Here is a 14522-nt window from a genome sequence, read left to right as displayed (position 1 = left end):
AGTTGTTGCGGGTCGGCGGCGCAGTTAAGTTATCGGGCGGACGAAACGACCGCTCCATGAGGTGCTTGCAACTGGGCTTCAAGTTTCTTGGCCAGTTCGCAGGCCTTGACATGGCCGCTGCGAAAGCCTTTTATTCGGCCGCTGAGCACTTCACGGATGTGGAAGAAGTTTTTGCCGGCAGGTACGACTTGGAAAAGAACCGAATCCGAGTACCCCTCGAAGCCGCCCAAGCAGTAGTATTGAGCCTCGCCCTGAGATGATGGACGGGTGTGCGAAGACATTGCATTGTAGGTTGATCGTTGCATGGCCTGCTCCTTTCGATCGATCCGGTTGACTTGATTGCAACGTTTTGGGTGGTTTTGATCGGTGCTGCTGTTTTAGTATTGTCGTCGGCGATCTGCGCCCGGTTCCATGACAGCGTGTTTATTTGTGTTTGCTTGTCGGAAAACTGCATTTTTAATTGGGTTATTCTCTGAAGTTGGTCGGCCCGTATTCTCGGGCCGTTGAACCTGTGATCTCCTGTGGTGCCTGATGACCTTGCACAAGGTCCATCGCGTACGTCCGTACTAGTCTTGCGGCGCGACAGTGGGTTCTTCTTCAGTTTTTTAAAGAATGAGTGATGGGATCGTGCCGTAATGGCCGTTTTTTTGTGCTGCCCGCTCTGGCGGGCGGCGCTCTTTTTGATGTGGGGGCGTTTCCTTGGCAGTCAGTAATCTGGATATGCACGCGTTGTTCGTGCTGGGTGATTTGCGCGCAAAGTTGGTCAAGCAGTTTCAATCCCGTTTCGTTTACATCACAGAGCAGACGCCGGAAGGTATCTACATCGCCGAGATCGATACCGAGGCAGCGATGGTCGTGGATGACAAGCCGCGTCTGGAGCTCAAAGTGGGCGATCACTTCCGCGCAGCGGTATTGCCCAGCCGTGAAGGTGGCAAGTTCGAACTGAAGTTCCGCGACATCAAGTTGACCGTCTACGGCCTGGGCGACTACGCCTTTGTGTCGTCGGCCGAAGGCCATGGCATCGTGTTCAAGGAAGGCCACAGCGTGATGCTGGTGTTTGCCGCCAACGAGCAGCTGCAAGAAGGCCTGACCAAGACCCTCAAAGCCGTGACCGGCAAAGCCGCCAAATGGCGCAAGGGTGAACTGGTGACGTTCAAGGCCAGCGAATAAGCATAAAATTCCGCGAACACCCGCTATCTCCCGGAACCTCTACTACAGTTGAGTTGACTTAACTATTCAGAGGCTTCGCGCTTACGTAGCAAAGCCGTCCGCTGTCTGCTGCGATATCGCGAGGTGCAAGGGCATGAAAGGATTGAAAACACTGTTGGCGGCCTCCCTGACGACGCTGGGGCTGTCAGTGGCGGCATTGCCGGTGTCGGCCGCCGAGGCCCCGGTGCATTTTGCCGACCTGAACTGGGAAAGCGGCAGCCTGATCACCGAAGTGCTGCGGGTGATCGTCGAGAAAGGATACGACCTGCCCACCGATACATTGCCGGGTACCACCATCACCCTGGAAACCGCCCTGGCGAAGAACGACATCCAAGTGATCGGTGAAGAATGGGCGGGCCGCAGCCCGGTGTGGGTCAAGGCCGAAGCCGAAGGCAAAGTGGTCGGCCTGGGCGATACGGTCAAAGGCGCAACCGAAGGCTGGTGGGTCCCGGAATACGTGGTCAAGGGCGACCCTGCCAAGGGCATCAAGCCCCTCGCGCCGGAGCTCAAGAGCGTGAAGGACTTGGCGCGCTACAAGGATGTGTTCAAGGACCCGGAATCTCCAGGCAAGGGGCGCTTTCTCAACAGCCCCATCGGCTGGACCTCGGAAGTGGTCAACAAACAGAAGCTCAAGGCCTACGGTTTGGACGACAGCTATGTGAACTTCCGCAGCGGCTCGGGCGCGGCACTGGACGCCGAGATCGCCTCATCGATCCGCCGGGGCAAGCCCGTGTTGTTTTACTACTGGTCGCCGACGCCGCTGATGGGGCGCTACAAGTTGATCCAGTTGGAAGAGCCGCCGTTTGATGCCGAGGCGTGGAAGACCCTGACGGATGCGGATAACCCGAATCCAAAACCTACGCGGTCGTTGGCCTCCAAGCTGAGCATCGGCGTCTCGACGCCGTTCCAGAAGGAACACCCGCAGATTGCCCAGTTCTTCGAGAAGGTCGAGTTTCCGATTGAGCCGCTGAACAAAGCCTTGGCGACCATGAGTGAAAATCACACGGCGCCACGGGAAGTGGCCCAGATGTTTCTGAAGGAACATCCGCAGGTGTGGAAGGCTTGGTTGACAGAAGATGTGGCACAGAAGGTTGAAGCCAGCCTGAAATAACACTGCGCATGTACTGTAGGAGCCCGGCTTGCCGGCGATGGCGTTCTATCGGACGCCATCGTCGGCAAGCCGGGCTCCTGCGTTCAAGTGTTTAGAACCTGGTTTGTACTGCCAGCTCGAATGTCCTTGGCGCACCAAGGTAGTAAGCCGGCGACACATGGGCAAACTCGGCATACACCTCATTCGTCAAATTGCGTACCCGGCCCGTCACCGAGGTGTGCGAGTCCACTTTATAGCGCAGGAACGTGCCGAACAGCGTGTAGGCCGGCACCGTCTGGGTGTTGGCATTATCTGCATACACCTCGGCCACATAACGCGCATCCACGCCCCCTTGCCAATCTTCGGCAAAATCATAGGTCAGCCACAGGTTGCCCACGCGCTTGGGCACGTTGGTTGGCGTATTGCCTTTGCGCGAGACCACCGCGCCACTGGCGATTTTCTCGTTGAAATCGTCGTACTCGGCGTCGACCCACGCGAAGTTACCCTCCGCCAGCAACCTTGGCGTGATGCGTAACGAACTGGCCAACTCGATGCCTTTGGATGACTGCGCGCCGACCGGAATACTGTTGGTCGGGTCCTGCGGGTCGGTCACGGCAAAATCCTTACGCTCGATCTTGTAAGCGGCCACGGTGGCCGAGCCTCGGCCGTTCAGGTAGTCGAATTTGCTGCCCACTTCCCACTGTTTGCCCGTCGAGACATCAAACACCTGCGTGGTGGTGTTCGGCTGCTCGGCGGCCGTGCTGTATTGCACATACACGTTGGCCGATGGGATGAACTGGTAAGTCAGGCCGACGCGACCGGTCACCGGTTCCCAGCTGCGCTTGAAGTGGCGGGGATTGGTGGCGGTGATCGCACGGTGGTTGGTGACATCCAGGTCGATAGCGTCGTAACGCAGGCCGGTGAGCAGCGAGAGTTTATCCGTGAGCCCCAGCCGGTTCTCCACGAATAACGCCTGGGTGGTGACCTCGTTGGTCTTGTCCTTGCCGAACTTCTCACGGGTTCGCGGGATGTCGTAGAAGTGCCCGGGGTTGTAGTTGTTCGGGTCCACGCTGCTGTTGCCCGGCACATTCAGCGGGGTGTTGGTGGTGCTATTGACCTTGTACTCGAAACCACCGGACCAGGTGGTCGACAGGCCGAAAAGGCTGTTGTCGTGGCGCAGCTCGAACTGGTTGCCGTTCTGTTCGCCCTGATGGCGCACTTGATAGGCCGTCGAACGGTTCACCGCACTGTTGTCGGCGTTGTACTGGTAGGTTTCCAGGTTGCGGTAGTCGCGCTGGCTGTCCAAGTGGTAGAGGGTGTTTTTCAGGGTGGTGCTGTCGTTGACGCGGTAGTCGATGATCGAACGCGCCCAGATCGTGCGCTGCTCATAGCGACCGTCGGAAACGTTGTAGTTGTTGAAACGGTTGTGTTTGTCGATCTTCAGCTCGCCCACTTTGGGGTTGAGCACCGGTGTGCTCCAGTAAGGGCTGTCTTCATGCTCATCCTGGTATTCCAGCGCCAGGGTATGCGACAGGTTGGGCGTGAGGTCACTGAGCAGGGAGAACGCCAGGCTCCAGGCCTCGCGTTGGTCGCGGTCGATGTAGCTATGATTAGTGTTGCGGCTCACGTCCAGGCGCGCGTAGTGCTGCACATCGGCGCCGGGTTCGGTCAGGGCGTGATTGACGCCAAACGCCATGCCGGCGGTGTCATAGCTGCCATAGGTGAGCTGGCCTTCGGCCGCCTGCTCTTCGCGGGTGGCCAGTTTGGTCACGTAGTTGAGCGAACCGCCCACGGAACCGGCACCGTTGATCAAGGAGGAGGGGCCGCCTACCAGCTCTACCCGGTCGTAGATCCACGCATCCACTGGCCGGGCCAGGCCGGTCGCGACATTGATTCCGTTGAACATCTGGGTGATCTGGCTGCTGGTAAAGCCGCGGTAGGAGACAAAACCGCCAAATCCTGGCGGGGCGCTGGCATTCACGCCAGGCAAGGTGTTGGCTGCGTCGCGGAAGGTCTTGGCGCCGTGGCGTTCGATGTCATTGCGGTTGGCGATAGCCACCGACGCCGGGGTTTCGCGCACACTCAAGCCCAAGCGCGAGGCCATGCCACTGGATTGGTCCAAGGCCAGGCCAGGCTCGGCGGTTTGTTCGCCATCAATGGTGGTCGGGGCCAACTCAAGGGCCCAGGCACAGACAGGCAGGCAGCCGAACAGGCCCGCCAACAGGGGTAAATGTTTCATGGTTGAATCCTGAAAAACTTGGCTTGAAAACAACGCACAGCCGCCCGTACATCCTTGCGGAAACGGTGGTCAGTGCAGATTGGAAAGCGAAGGGATCAGGCGAAAGCAGGCGGTGCGCGCGGATTAGCCGCAGGCCAGGTGAAGCGGGCAGGGATGTCAGCAGACAGGACAATGGCCGGCGGTGGTGCATGGGGCTGTGGCAACACCGCCACATTCAGGCTGGAACTCAGCGCCGGGCCCATGCCTCCGGTGGAACACAGCGGGCAACCAAAGGCCTTGGACAGCGTCGGCAGGTTCTCTTCAGTCGAGTTGGACGGCTTGGGCGCCTGAGTACGCGGGTCCACCGTACAAAACTGACCGCCGATGCCATTGAGCTGCATCCCGACCATCTGCCCGTGACCGATACTGCAGGCGAACACATTGAACAGGACGCAGCAATAGAGCATCCAGGCAATGAGCGAGCGGTCGGCACGGGCGATTTTCATGGGGCGGCACTTTACCATCAGCCGCCGACGAAATGCCTGCAAAAAATCTCAGGACGACTATCCTGTTTCGCACCTTTTCAGGGAGAGCCAGCCATGAGCTTCGTTGTCGCACGATGGATTGTCGGGGTGTTTACCTGCATCAGCATGGTCCACCTGTACTGGGCCGCCGGCGGCAAACTCGGCAGCCTCGCCGCCATCCCCCAACTGCCCGGCGAATTCGCCAGCGGCCCAAAACCGGCCTTCAAACCCTCGGCGCTGGGGACGTTCCTGGTGGCGATGGGGCTGGTGGCCATTGCGCTGCTGGTGTGCCTGCGGGCCGGATTGTACTTCTCGGCGGTGTCCCATGGGGCGTTGCAGTGGGGCATCAGCGCAATTGCGGTGGTGATGTTCGCCAGGGCGATTGGGGATTCGGAGTTGGTGGGGTTTTTCAAGAAGGTCGGTGGGTCGCGGTTTGCGAGGTTGGATACGTATTTTTATTCGCCGTTGTGTTTGGTGTTGGGGGCAGGGTTGTTGGTGGTGGCGTGGGGGTGAAGGGCTGATTGCTCGTCAGGATGGGCAGTCCTTATTAAAGGTTGAATGAAGTACAAGTTGGACATCGAATCGGGCATTTTCTTGGCTTTTCCTCGTTTCAGGTACGCGCCGAATTCATGCGCCACGTACTCTTTTCGGTATGTTTTTTTTGCGGTAGCTCACAGGCGTCAATATATAATCGCCAAAGGTCAAATTCGTCGACCTTATCGCCAGGGCTTTAATCAAAGTTGATACATAGGTGCAGACAGGCAAACCCAACAACGAATGCCATGCAATTCGTAGGTCACGTCATTGGCGACAGCGCCTCGCCGCGAAATGTTCTTGGGGCACCATAACCCACGCATTTTTTTGGTTTCGAACGATCGCTTGAGGCATTCCGTTGCTTTCCCTACTTGCCCAGACATTCCGATATAAGAGTTTCTAGTGTGTAGATTTGGATTGTGCGAGACCTTCCAGTCTTAGGCATTGTCTTCATTTGGAGCAGTGAGCATCTAACTAAAGATCGCTAGGGTATGTTCTGACTCATTGTTTCTACCATTAGGTCATGTTTGGTTTTTGTTAAGCAGTGATTTTCGTATTGATTTTTTAAAGTCTTCAATTGTCCCGTCGTCAAGGTGGCTCATTTTTTTGCAAACCTTTTAGTTAACGTAATCAGCATTTTTTTGTTTCCTTCAAAATGTAAAACGGGGACCATTTTCTTTAGGAAGAGCGGTTAATACATTCAGAAAGGGCTGACTGAACACGGGGAAAAACCACTAAAAACCAACCCAAAGGCTACACAAAAAAGCGACAAAACTGATTGCAGCGCGGCAGAGCAAATAAAAATCGCTCTCATCCTTGCCCGATTTTCCGACCTGGCCGTCATGGTTAATAGAACCTCCCTTACGCAGGATTTCCCATGTCGCGCCTTGCTCGTCCCTTGCACCCACTGGCCTTGTCAGTGGCGATGGCTTTTGCCGCCGTGCCGTTGCTGACCGTCCAGTCCACCCATGCCGAAGAGAGCAGCAGCGCTGTGGGCCGCTTCTCGATTCCAGCCGGTGATTTGAGCCAGGCACTCAATAGCCTGGCCGAGCAGGCGGGCCTGGTGCTGGCGTTTGATGCAAGCCTGACGCGTGGCAAACGCAGCCAGGGGCTAAGTGGGCAATACGACACCGACGTGGCGCTGACCCAATTGCTTTCCGGCAGCGGCTTGCAAGCCTTGAAGCTCTCCGCCGACCGCTACCGCCTGGAATCCATCCCGGATAACGGCGGGGCCATGGAGCTGCAGGCCACCACCATCAGCGGCGCGTACCAGGCTGAGAGCCCGACCGGGCCGGTGTCCGGTTATGTGGCCACGCGCAGTTTGTCGGGCACCAAGACCGACACCGCGTTGATCGAAACGCCGCAGTCGATCTCCATCGTCACCAAAGACCAGATGCGCGCGCAAAACGCCGAGAGCCTCAACCAGATCCTGCGCTATAGCGCTGCCGTTATCCCGGAGACCCGTGGCGCCACCGCATCGCGCCTGGACCAGTTGACCATCCGGGGGTTCTCGCCGGCGACCTACCTCGACGGCCTGCGCATGCCCTCAAGCCGTGATGCCTTGCCGCAGAAAGACGCCTTTGACCTGGAGCGCGTGGAAGTGCTGCGCGGCCCGGCGTCGGTGCTGTACGGGCAGGGTACGCCGAGCGGCGTGATCAACATGGTCAGCAAGCGTCCTTTGGATACGCCGTTTCATGAAGTGGGTGTGGAGTACGGCACCTTCAACAAGAAGCGTACGACCTTCGACTTGAGTGGCCCAATGGACGACCAGGGCGTGTACTCCTACCGCGTGGCCGGGCTTTTCGACGACGCCGATGGTCAGGTCGAGCACACTGAGACGCGCCGACAGTCACTGTCCAGCGCCCTCACCTGGCGCCCGGACGACGCAACCTCGTTGACCCTGCTCGGGCATTTCCAGAAGGATCCCAAAGGTGCGTCCTACGGCTCGGTGCCGGCCTGGGGGTCGGTGCTGCACAGCCCGACCGGGCGCAGTATCGATGTGGATTTCTACGACGGTGAAAAAAACTTCGAGAAAAGTGACCGCGAGTACTACAGCATCGGCTGGGCGTTCGAGCATCACTTCGATGACGTGTGGACCGTGCGCCAGAATGCGCGTTACCTGCGCAGCGAAGGCCAGTACCGCAGCCTCTACAGCAACTACCTGATGGCGGATTACCGCACCATCCGCCGCTCGACCATCGCCAGCGATGTCGACCTGGATGCCTATACCCTCGACAACCAGGTGCAGGCCAAATTCGACACCGGCCCGTTGCAGCACACCCTGCTGATGGGGCTCGATTACCAGAACACCAGCACCGACACCCTGTCCGGTTCTGGTGTATACACAGCGGGCCCGACCCTGGATATTTTCAATCCGGTCTATGGCGCGGCCGTGCCGGTGCCGGCCTACACCACCGACGGCACCTCGCGCAGCGAGCAGACCGGCGTGTACCTGCAAGAACAGATGAAGTGGGACAAATGGGTATTGCTGCTGGGCGGTCGCTACGACTGGGCCAGTACCGATAACAGCACCCAGACCCTCAGCAGCGGGGCAAAGAGCAAATCCTCTCTGGACAGCAAAGCCTTCACCGGTCGCATCGGCCTGGTCTACCTCTTCGACAATGGCCTGGCACCGTATGCCAGCTACGCGGAGTCGTTCAACCCGCAGTCAGGTACCGGCTACGGCGGTTCGGTGTTCAAGCCGACCGAAGGCAAGCAGTATGAAATCGGCATCAAGTACCAACCACCAGGCAGCAACAGCTTTATCACTGCGGCGATCTTCGACCTACGCCAGACCAATGTGCTGACCACCGACCCAGACCCGACTCACCTGTGCGGCACCGGACGCTGCCAGAGCCAGGACGGCGAAGTGCAATCCCGAGGCTTTGAACTGGAGGGCAAAGCCAGCCTCAACGACAACCTGGACATCACCGCGGCCTATGCTTATCTGGATAACCGCATCAGCAAGTCCAACAACACCGTGCGGTATGCACCCATCAGCGACATCGGCGTAGGCCCGGCCATCGCCGCCGAAGGCACCACCACCTACGGCGTGCCGCGTCACACTGCCTCGGCGTGGGCTGACTACACCGTCCACGATGGCAAACTCAAGGGCTTCGGCGTCGGTGCGGGGGCGCGGTATGTCGGCTCGTCCTGGGGGGATACCGCCAACACCCTGAAGGTCCCGGGCTACACCCTGTTCGATGCGGCGGTGCACTACGACATTCCGAACATCGCCCGCCTGAAGGACAACCTGCGCCTGGCGCTCAATGCCACCAACCTGGCGAATAAAGAGTATGTCGCGTCCTGCTACTCCTATTCGTGGTGCTGGTATGGTTCGCAGCGCACCGTGCAGGCGAGCGCGACCTACCAATGGTGAAGTGAGGGCTGTTCAACGGCCTGGCTGCCCGCTGCGGCAGCTAGCTGAAACATTGCGCAATAAGGCAATTTAATGGCCCCTTTGTAACAAAATCCTCGCCAGAATCGCTTTTATTTTCAGGTGGTTAGGTGAGGATGCAAATGCGCACTGTTGGATTCATGCTGATCGCCTGTTCCCTGGCCGGCGGCGCGGCTGCCGTGCAGGCTCGGGAGCTGCGCGAGGGGGACAAGTACATGTGCAGCTGGGGCGCCGGCACCGCCGCCAGGGCCCAGGAGCTCAAGCTGTCGGGCGTGTCGCTTTACGCGGCGCGGCAGAAGATCCAGACCATGAAATTCAACAAATCCTGGATGCGCATGATGGCCATGGGCATCACCGAACAAACCTACGACAGCCGTTCACGGCTTAAGCCCGAAGCGATTCGGCAGGGCTTCTACCAGGATTGCGTGCGCTACAAAGTCGCACGCAAATGACGGCTTAATGTGACAGCGGCGAGCTGGCATCAGGGCGAGGCCCTGTAGGCCGTTTTACAAATCCACGACATTCACTGCGTTTCTATTTGCCTACAATTGCGTCCTCTATTAGGGAGGCCAGTATGCAAACGCTAATCCGCGTAGCGACGCAGGACGATGTCGACACGGTCTTCACCATTCGCACCTCGGTGGTGCAAAACCATTTGAGTACCGAGCAAATGGCCGATCTGGGTATCACGCCGCAGGTGCTGGCCGACAGCATCCGCGCGGCGCCCTGCGTCTGGATCGCCGAGGTGGATGGTCAGCCCGCCGCCTTTGCCATGGTCGACCTGGCCGAAGGCGAGGTGTTCGCAATGTTCGTGCACCCGACTTACGAGAATCTGGGCCTGGGCCGTCAACTGATGGCGGTGGCCGAGGCTGCGTTATTTGAACGCCACGACCGCTTGTTCCTGATCACCGACGGCCGCGACGGCATCCGTGCCAACGGGTTTTATCAGCGGTTAGGCTGGAGCGTGGTCGGCCCAGTGGACGGCGATGATGTGCGTTATGAGAAGAGCAGGGCGCAGTAACGTCATGAACGCACCAGAGCCGGCATCGTCCAACAGCTTTCGCTACTTTGTGCTCGGCGTGCTCTGCGCCGCGGTGTTGCTGGGAATCTATTTTGTGCGGCTCAACGCCGAGGTTGACCGCGAAAGGGAAGCGGCCAATGAACGCTTGGCACTGTGCCGGCAAGTGCAAAGTGTGGGGCGTTCGGTAATGCCAGGCAGCCCCGAACCGCAGGAAGTTTGCAAGTCGTTGAATGGCACGCCGTGATAATCGAATAGCCCTTTTTTATAAGTGGAAATAGGGTGGGTAGTTGCACCAAAAAGTGGCACTTATAGACCTCGCTACCTTAAAAAATGTGTGGTTATTGAATGACTTACAGCGTTTTTAATCCGACGAAAGGATTAAAATAATCTTGTTGCGGCTTTTTACAATCGTTACTATAGTCGGGCGTTCACCTCCCACGGTTTATGCATTTTTAAATCCCAAGTTTCCATCAGCTACTTGGGATTTTTTTTGCCTGCAATTTGACCTTCGCGTCAGACTTCACTGTCAGCGAACTCCGCGCGCATCCGCCCATTGCGTTTGGCCTGGTACAACAACTTGTCGACCTCTTCGACAAATCCCAGCATCGGGCTGTCGGGTTTCACGATGCACGTGCCGACGCCCAGACTCAGGGTCAGCAGGTTCGACACCGCCGAAAAACCATGCTCGATCTGCTGCTGGCGAATCAGGTGCAAGCAACGCTGCGCCACCTGCCGGGCGGATTGCGCATCGGTTTCCGGCAGCAGCCACACAAACTCTTCACCACCGATACGCGCAATGAAATCCCGTGGCCGGTTAGCCGCCTGGGACAGGGTATGTGCAACCTGGCGCAGGCATTCGTCGCCTTTGATATGGCCGTAGTGGTCGTTGTACTGCTTGAAAAAATCGATATCCAGAATGATTAACGACAGCGGTAGCTGGCTGCGCTGGGCGCTGGTCCATTCGCGCTCCAACACGGTGTCGAACATGCGCCGATTGCCAATGCCGGTCAGGCCGTCCTGGTAGGAATATTCTTCCAGTTGTTTTTGCAGGCGCAGCAGGTGCTCTTCGGTCTTCTTGCGTTCGCTGATATCGAACATGAACCCGATCAGCGCTTCGACTTCGCCGTCCTTGCGCACCACGTGCACCACATCGCGAATCCACACGTAGTCGCCATTCACCGTCAGCGCGCGATAATCCGCCTCGTGGTCCACGCCTGCGCGGGATTGCGACACACAGAAATTCACCACGTATTCACGATCATCCGGGTGCATGCGCTCGACCCAGTCGTCCACGCTGACCCAACTCTGCGGGGGCCAGCCCAGCAGGGTTTCGATCTGCGGGCCGATATAGTTGAAGGTCATGGTCTGCCAATCGATGCGCCAGGGAATGGCCTTGGTCGACTCCAGCAAGGTCTTGTACACATCGCTGTCGGGCTGGCTCGGCGGGTCGATGCTCATGGTGGTTTTGCTCAAAGTGATGGCCAAAGGCCAACAGCGTCTTGTGATCGACGCGCCGAGTCAAGCGCTCGCCGGAGCAGCAGACGAGAGGTCGAAAAGACGGGTTTTCTGGCGTCAGTGATTCGGCGTTTTCAGGGCGAAATGAGGCCCGGCTAACACTTTTGCATGGATGCTTTCATGCCCTGCAGAACCTCATCTACGCTGTCTCTATCTCAATGACCGGGTGAGGCCCGGGGGATGGGGACTTGTCATGATTTCATTCGTTGAATTCAACCGCATCATGGCTTCGGGTTTCCTGCCGCTGGCGTGCGATTGCACCTTGAACAGCGACGGCTCGTTGCGCATCAGCATCTTCGAGCCAGTGTCGGGCCGGGTTGATTTGCTGCTGACCGGCGTGTCCCCTGACGGTTTGGACAGCATCCGTTCCATCTCAAACCTGATTGGTGAGTTGCGCACCGAGATCAAGGCCGGGCGCCGTGGTTTTGCGGCGGTTGGCTAGCCGTTGACGCTGTGGGTCGGCGTATCGAGTGCGCCGTAATAGCGCCAGCAGCAATGGCGGTGTTCCGGCACGATCACGCAGCCGCTGAGGCTGACGATCAGCAATGCGGCAATCAGCAGGTAAAGTCGGCGGGACATGGTGTTTCCTCTTCGGTTGATCAGCGTTAATCCTTCAACGTCGCCATCTGCGTAAATCCGTCGCGAAGCTTTCAAACATTTCATCAAGCCCCTTCATCCCCTGGGCAATACTGCCTGCGTAAATAATCCGCGCGTCCTGCGACGGATTTTTCGACTTGCCCCGTTCAACCCATCAGCAACCGGCACTTTCGCTCGTTGCATGAAGGAGTTGCCATGAGACCCCTGGCCACAGTGCGCTTTGCCTTGCTTGCTCCGCTGACACTCGCCGCGTTTGTCAGCACCTCGGTGTTTGCCCAGACCGAAATCATCATCCGCCAGGCGCCGCCACCGGAGCGTGTGGAAATGGTTCCCGTGGAGCGACCGGGCTACGCCTGGGACCGTGGCCATTGGCGCTGGGAAGGGCGCGGCTATGGCTGGGTGCCAGGCCACTGGCAGCCGGTGATGCGCAATGCGCGTTGGGCGCCCGGCCATTGGGAGGCCCACGGTCCGAACTGGTACTGGCGCGAAGGGCATTGGATCCGCTGACCGAGAATTGCCCGATTGAAAGACTCTGATCCGGACGTTGAACTGCTCGTACGTATCGGCAACAACGACCCTGCGGCCGTCAACGAAATGGTGACGCGCAAACTGCCGCGTCTGCTGGCGCTCGCCAGCCGGATCCTGGGGGATGCCGACGAAGCCAAGGACGTGGCCCAGGAAAGCTTCCTGCGCATCTGGCGCCAGGCGGCGAGTTGGCGCAGTGGCGAGGCGCGTTTCGACACCTGGCTGCATCGGGTGGCGCTCAACCTGTGCCATGACCGATTGCGTCGGCGCAAGCAACGTCCTTTGTCCGAGGAGGAGGTGCTGGAGCTGGCGGACAGCGCAGCGCCTCTGGATGAGCAATTGGAAAGCGCCGACCGCAGCGCACGCATGGCCGCCGCCTTGGCCGCTTTGCCCGAGCGCCAGCGCGAGGCGATTGTGTTGCAGTACTACCAGGAGCTGTCGAACATCGACGCCGCGGCCCTGATGAACATCAGCGTCGAGGCACTGGAGAGCCTGCTGTCGCGGGCCCGACGCCAGTTGCGCAGCCAACTTGCCGATACATCCGGGCTTGCCCGCCCAGGAAGGGGAACATCATGACACCTGAACGATTTGCTTATCTGGCCGACGCCTATGGGGCCGACCTACAGCGTTGGCCTGTGGCTGAACGCGGCGCCGCCCAGGAGCTGCTCGACAGCGCTAACGCCAGTGCCCGTGAAGCGTTGAATCAGGCCGGTTGGCTCGACGCCGAACTGGACAGCCATCAACTGGCCTTGACCGACCCGGCGCTGGCTCGGCAGATCCGTCAGTCGGTGCCGCGTCGCGCGTCGTTCTGGTCGCGCTACGCCGGTTGGTTGTCACCGGCAGGGCTGGTGGGCGCCGGCATTGCGGGTGTTGTCACCGGCATGCTGGTGGCGTCCATGAGCGTGCCATTGCCATGGGTGTCCGCCGAGGTGTTGCCCAGTGTGTTTGACCAGGGCGATGCGCAAGTCATCTTTACCGTCAACGCCGAGGAAGCCGAGCAATGAGCGCCCAATCCCTGAAACCGTGGCTGCTGGTCTCGGTATTGCTCAATGTGTTCTTGATCGGCGGGCTGGCTGGTGGTCTTTACCACTGGATAGCCAGCACCCAACCTGCCGAAGTGGTGGTCAACCAGCATGGGTTGCGTCAGGCCATGGTCAAGTTATCGCCGGAGCGGCGCAGGGAATTGCGCCAACTGTTGCGTCATAACACCGCCGATAGCCAGCCGCTGATCATGGCCGGGCGTGCGGCGCGCCTGGGGGTAATCAAGCAGATGGAAGCGCCGACGCTGGATCGGGGAGCGTTGACGACCGAACTGGCCCAGGCCCGCGAAGCCGACATGGCGCTTCGTGCATTGGTGGATAGCACGCTGGCGCAGTTTGCCAGCATCTTGGCGCAGGACGAGCGGCAAAAGCTGGTGGAGGCGTTGTACCAGCGTGGGCAGGGGAGGCCCAAAGGCAAGCTCAACGCGCCAACAATGGAATCAAAGTAGCAGGCAAAAAAATCCCGCCTGGAGAGGCGGGATCGGGCTTCAGGCGTGCCCGTGCATCACGCCGGGAACAGCTCGCTCAGTTTCATGGCCAGCATCATGTCGCCTTCGGTGCGCAGCTTGCCGCCCATGAAGGCCTGCATGCCGTCGGTCTCGCCGCTGACGATACCTTTCATGGTTTCAGCGTCCATCACCAGGGTGACCTGGGCGTCTGGGTTTTCGCCTTCCAGCAATTCGCAGGTGTTGTTTTTCACCACCAGCGAGAAGTTCTGGGTGTCGTCGATACGGAAACCGAACACCAGGTCCAGGCCGTCAGCGGCGGCTGGGTTGAATTTGGCTTTCATTGCTTCTACAGCTTTGGCTACGTCAGTCATGGTTTCGATCCTTTAGGGTAGAGTCCAGTGAC

18 protein-coding genes are annotated in these 14522 nt (G+C 58.9%); 12 read left to right on the top strand and 6 right to left on the bottom strand.

Translation table 11 applies throughout. The features are described 5' to 3' along the window. Positions 1-29: 29 nt before the first annotated feature. Positions 30-305 carry a hypothetical protein gene (locus tag BMZ57_RS14980; RefSeq protein WP_021491717.1) on the bottom strand — a complete coding sequence of 92 codons (276 nt, stop codon included), beginning with the start codon at positions 303-305 and terminating at the stop codon, positions 30-32. 415 nt (positions 306-720) lie between these two features. On the opposite strand from BMZ57_RS14980, the gene BMZ57_RS14975 reads away from it, so the two are divergent. After that, positions 721-1170 carry a hypothetical protein gene (locus BMZ57_RS14975; protein WP_010211009.1) on the top strand — a complete coding sequence of 150 codons (450 nt, stop codon included), beginning with the start codon at positions 721-723 and terminating at the stop codon, positions 1168-1170. 133 nt (positions 1171-1303) lie between these two features. After that, a complete protein-coding gene (locus BMZ57_RS14970; protein ID WP_010211008.1) occupies positions 1304-2320 on the top strand; it encodes an ABC transporter substrate-binding protein in 1017 nt (338 codons plus the stop codon). Positions 2321-2411: 91 nt separating this feature from the next. Here the strand turns inward: BMZ57_RS14970 and BMZ57_RS14965 are convergent, their stop codons facing one another. Together BMZ57_RS14965 and BMZ57_RS14960 are read right to left on the bottom strand one after the other, a co-directional pair. Then, a complete protein-coding gene (locus tag BMZ57_RS14965) occupies positions 2412-4538 on the bottom strand; it encodes a TonB-dependent receptor (protein ID WP_069672664.1) in 2127 nt (708 codons plus the stop codon). A gap of 95 nt (positions 4539-4633) precedes the next feature. Further along, complete coding sequence (locus BMZ57_RS14960) at positions 4634-5023, bottom strand: DUF2946 domain-containing protein (RefSeq protein WP_010211005.1); 390 nt, start codon at positions 5021-5023, stop codon at positions 4634-4636. Between the two features lie 93 nt (positions 5024-5116). On the opposite strand from BMZ57_RS14960, the gene BMZ57_RS14955 reads away from it, so the two are divergent. The 5 genes from BMZ57_RS14955 (at position 5117) to BMZ57_RS14935 (ending at position 10237) form a co-directional block, all read left to right on the top strand. Beyond that, positions 5117-5554 carry a DUF3995 domain-containing protein gene (locus tag BMZ57_RS14955; protein ID WP_010211004.1) on the top strand — a complete coding sequence of 146 codons (438 nt, stop codon included), beginning with the start codon at positions 5117-5119 and terminating at the stop codon, positions 5552-5554. Between the two features lie 898 nt (positions 5555-6452). Beyond that, positions 6453-8954, top strand: coding sequence for a TonB-dependent siderophore receptor (locus BMZ57_RS14950; protein ID WP_047543098.1), 2502 nt, complete (start codon positions 6453-6455; stop codon positions 8952-8954). Positions 8955-9094: 140 nt separating this feature from the next. Continuing rightward, positions 9095-9424 carry a hypothetical protein gene (locus BMZ57_RS14945; RefSeq protein WP_010211002.1) on the top strand — a complete coding sequence of 110 codons (330 nt, stop codon included), beginning with the start codon at positions 9095-9097 and terminating at the stop codon, positions 9422-9424. A 122-nt stretch (positions 9425-9546) separates the two neighbouring features. Beyond that, entirely contained in the window at positions 9547-9993 is a 447-nt protein-coding gene (locus BMZ57_RS14940; protein WP_021491712.1) for a GNAT family N-acetyltransferase, read from the top strand. Positions 9994-9997: 4 nt separating this feature from the next. Then, positions 9998-10237 carry a hypothetical protein gene (locus BMZ57_RS14935; RefSeq protein WP_010211000.1) on the top strand — a complete coding sequence of 80 codons (240 nt, stop codon included), beginning with the start codon at positions 9998-10000 and terminating at the stop codon, positions 10235-10237. A 269-nt stretch (positions 10238-10506) separates the two neighbouring features. Here the strand turns inward: BMZ57_RS14935 and BMZ57_RS14930 are convergent, their stop codons facing one another. Continuing rightward, positions 10507-11451 carry a GGDEF domain-containing protein gene (locus tag BMZ57_RS14930; protein WP_021491711.1) on the bottom strand — a complete coding sequence of 315 codons (945 nt, stop codon included), beginning with the start codon at positions 11449-11451 and terminating at the stop codon, positions 10507-10509. Between the two features lie 250 nt (positions 11452-11701). Here BMZ57_RS14930 and BMZ57_RS14925 point away from each other — a divergent pair, with 250 nt between their 5' ends. Continuing rightward, a complete protein-coding gene (locus BMZ57_RS14925) occupies positions 11702-11950 on the top strand; it encodes a DUF1652 domain-containing protein (RefSeq protein WP_010210998.1) in 249 nt (82 codons plus the stop codon). On the opposite strand, the gene BMZ57_RS29520 is transcribed toward BMZ57_RS14925, so the two are convergent. Next, on the bottom strand, positions 11947-12087 hold the full coding sequence (locus BMZ57_RS29520; protein WP_010210997.1) for a hypothetical protein: 141 nt from the start codon (positions 12085-12087) through the stop codon (positions 11947-11949). The two genes, BMZ57_RS14925 and BMZ57_RS29520, sit on opposite strands and share 4 nt — an antisense overlap. 213 nt (positions 12088-12300) lie before the next feature. Here BMZ57_RS29520 and BMZ57_RS14920 point away from each other — a divergent pair, with 213 nt between their 5' ends. From BMZ57_RS14920 to BMZ57_RS14905, 4 genes are read left to right on the top strand one after another with little or no spacing between them, the layout of a single operon-like run. After that, a complete protein-coding gene (locus tag BMZ57_RS14920; protein WP_021491709.1) occupies positions 12301-12612 on the top strand; it encodes a YXWGXW repeat-containing protein in 312 nt (103 codons plus the stop codon). Between the two features lie 15 nt (positions 12613-12627). Beyond that, a complete protein-coding gene (locus tag BMZ57_RS14915) occupies positions 12628-13206 on the top strand; it encodes an RNA polymerase sigma factor (RefSeq protein ID WP_010210995.1) in 579 nt (192 codons plus the stop codon). Further along, positions 13203-13634, top strand: a complete 432-nt coding sequence (locus tag BMZ57_RS14910; protein ID WP_010210994.1) for a hypothetical protein — start codon at positions 13203-13205, stop codon at positions 13632-13634. Before BMZ57_RS14915 ends, BMZ57_RS14910 begins: the two co-directional genes overlap by 4 nt. After that, positions 13631-14119, top strand: a complete 489-nt coding sequence (locus tag BMZ57_RS14905; protein WP_021491708.1) for a periplasmic heavy metal sensor — start codon at positions 13631-13633, stop codon at positions 14117-14119. Before BMZ57_RS14910 ends, BMZ57_RS14905 begins: the two co-directional genes overlap by 4 nt. A 56-nt stretch (positions 14120-14175) precedes the next feature. Here BMZ57_RS14905 and BMZ57_RS14900 read toward each other — a convergent pair whose 3' ends face one another. Further along, entirely contained in the window at positions 14176-14490 is a 315-nt protein-coding gene (locus BMZ57_RS14900; protein ID WP_010210990.1) for an SCP2 sterol-binding domain-containing protein, read from the bottom strand. Positions 14491-14522 lie beyond the last annotated feature (32 nt).

Origin of the sequence: Pseudomonas simiae (genome assembly GCF_900111895.1) — a bacterium.
Classification (GTDB): Bacteria; Pseudomonadota; Gammaproteobacteria; order Pseudomonadales; family Pseudomonadaceae; genus Aquipseudomonas; species Aquipseudomonas simiae.
This window is presented reverse-complemented; position numbering and strand designations above follow the sequence as displayed.